At 55.3% G+C, this 2031-nt stretch carries 3 protein-coding genes; 1 reads left to right on the top strand and 2 read right to left on the bottom strand.

Annotation, left to right across the window (positions count from 1 at the left end):
- Window positions 1-282, top strand: a 282-nt coding sequence (locus tag A9B99_RS15530; protein WP_156519056.1) for an integrase core domain-containing protein, incomplete at its 5' end; no start/stop codon positions are given.
- Here the strand turns inward: A9B99_RS15530 and A9B99_RS15535 are convergent.
- Together A9B99_RS15535 and A9B99_RS24270 are read right to left on the bottom strand one after the other, a co-directional pair.
- Complete coding sequence (locus A9B99_RS15535; RefSeq protein WP_231889202.1) at window positions 266-1630, bottom strand: hypothetical protein; 1365 nt, start codon at window positions 1628-1630, stop codon at window positions 266-268. The genes A9B99_RS15530 and A9B99_RS15535 overlap by 17 nt on opposite strands.
- A 196-nt stretch (window positions 1631-1826) precedes the next feature.
- Window positions 1827-2031, bottom strand: a 205-nt coding sequence (locus tag A9B99_RS24270; RefSeq protein ID WP_231889171.1) for a hypothetical protein, incomplete at its 5' end; no start/stop codon positions are given.

A 2031-nucleotide genomic window follows, 5' to 3' on the forward strand; every position in this document is an offset into this window, starting at 1 on the left:
AAAAGCAATAAATACAGAAAGTTACTCTGGCGTTATGGGGTAATGCAAAGTATGAGTCGCAGAGGGAATTGCCTGGATAATTCGCCGATGGAAAGAGTCTTTCGCAGCCTTAAAAGTGAATGGCTTCCGAATGGTGGTTATGGTGATTTTAGCCATGCGGTACGCGATATAAACCAGTGGATTAATGGTTATTACAACGTTTATCGACCTCACACGAACAACGATGGTTTACCGCCTTGCTTACATGAAGAAAAGTGGAAACAGGTTATCCCGGTGTCCTGATTTTGTGCTCCACTACACCATCATGGTTCAGATCCATCTTACGGATCAGCGCCTGATAATAATTCGACACCTGCTTCTCACGAATACCACGCTCTGGCCGCACCCATTCAGAAAGATGGTTAAACGCCGATTTCACCCAGTTCTCATGCAGGGATTTCTCCATACTGGCTGTGGCGGGCTGCTCAAACGCTGAGAACCCCCGATTTTTTAGGTCATACTGGCTGATATCCGCCTTCACGTCGTCGCCACTCAGCCAGGCACCCTGCCCGATATCGAACCAGCGCTTGCCGGCGCTGTCGGTGAATGACGGACATTTGGCCTGCGGCAGGATTTTGTGAATATCTTTCCGTACCTTCCCGCTGGTTCTGGTGAAGGTATCGCCGCTGCGGGTATACAGACTGCTCTCCGGGCGAATATGAAGATATTTTTCCCCGCCTGTGACACCGGCGGCATTACGCAGAAAGTCCGGCAGCCGGTCATCGGTACTGAGCACCTCGATATGCATATACGGATCTGTTTCCGTCTTATTCAGCCCGCCGGGGACAATGTCTTCCCCGAGGAACCCCACCGCATCGCCGGCGGCAACGGTCATTCTGCTGGCAGGTTTCACCACCGCGTCATAAGTTCCCTCCTTCATGGCCTGCTGCATCCATGCCGGCAGGTGTACCGTATGCTTGCCCACCGGGGTCATATACAACGGATCGACCGACACCCAGAACGCCTTCCCGGTCATCTCGTCGTGCTTATTCAGGCGTCGCGCAAGTCCGAAGGTCGGGATATGCCCGTCCAGACCGAAGCGGTTTTCCCGCAGCACCGCCACCTTCTGCCCGGTTGCCAGTTCCCCCGTCGGCACCGGCGCTGGCTCACCTGTTTTCTCCTGCCCACTGTAGTGCCGGGTTCGCAGGCCGTTACCCCGCGCGGTCACCTGATAGCACTGGAGTGCCGGAAAGGCTGAGGGCGGGGTCAGCCCGAGATAGAGCGCGTAAAACTCCAGGCTGTTATCCGGCTTGTCTGGATCGGGCGTACAGACCGATTTCACCAGCACGAACGTGCTGGAATACTGCAGCGTCTGCCCCAGCCAGCTATCAGTCAGATACTCACTGTTCAGACGGTAAGCCACCACCTCGCCCCCGGCCATAAACGGCAATGGTACCGCCGAATCAACGTTCTCCGGAGTCAGAAAGGAGGCCGGCGCACTTTCACGGCTGATATGAATGCCGCCGTGCCACATGCCATTGGTCCCCGCCAGCCACGTGCCGTGGGGTTCGCGTCCCACCAGTGCCATCATGTCATCCAGCGTGCTGTAGTCTTTACCGTTCGCCTTTCGGGCCGGGAAACAGATCTTCACGGACAAGTCCTTTTGTTTAATATGGTTAAATTGCCGCCATCATACACCGGATGCGACTTAACCAGAATTTCCTATATGGCGTAATATGTTACTTTATATCTGGCCATCCGGGCGGAATAACCTTGTCTTCCTTTCTGCGGTTCACCGGTCTTACGCGATACAGGCCTCGCTGCAAGTAGCGGGGTTTTTTGTGTTGTCAGGTGTGGCTGTTGGATTTATGCGTTGTCTGTTTTCTTTGATTTTTGCTGAGATATGACAGGCGGGTGTGGGGTGTGGCCTCTAAATCGTTGAGGCGTGCCTGGCGGGCCGGGGCTGCCTGCAGGACGCAGGCAGAGCGACGGGAGGCAGGAAGCCGACTCGGAGCGGTACCCGAACAGGCCGCCGGGGTAAGCCGAATGTCC

The organism is Mangrovibacter phragmitis, from assembly GCF_001655675.1.
Lineage (GTDB): Bacteria > Pseudomonadota > Gammaproteobacteria > Enterobacterales > Enterobacteriaceae > Mangrovibacter > Mangrovibacter phragmitis.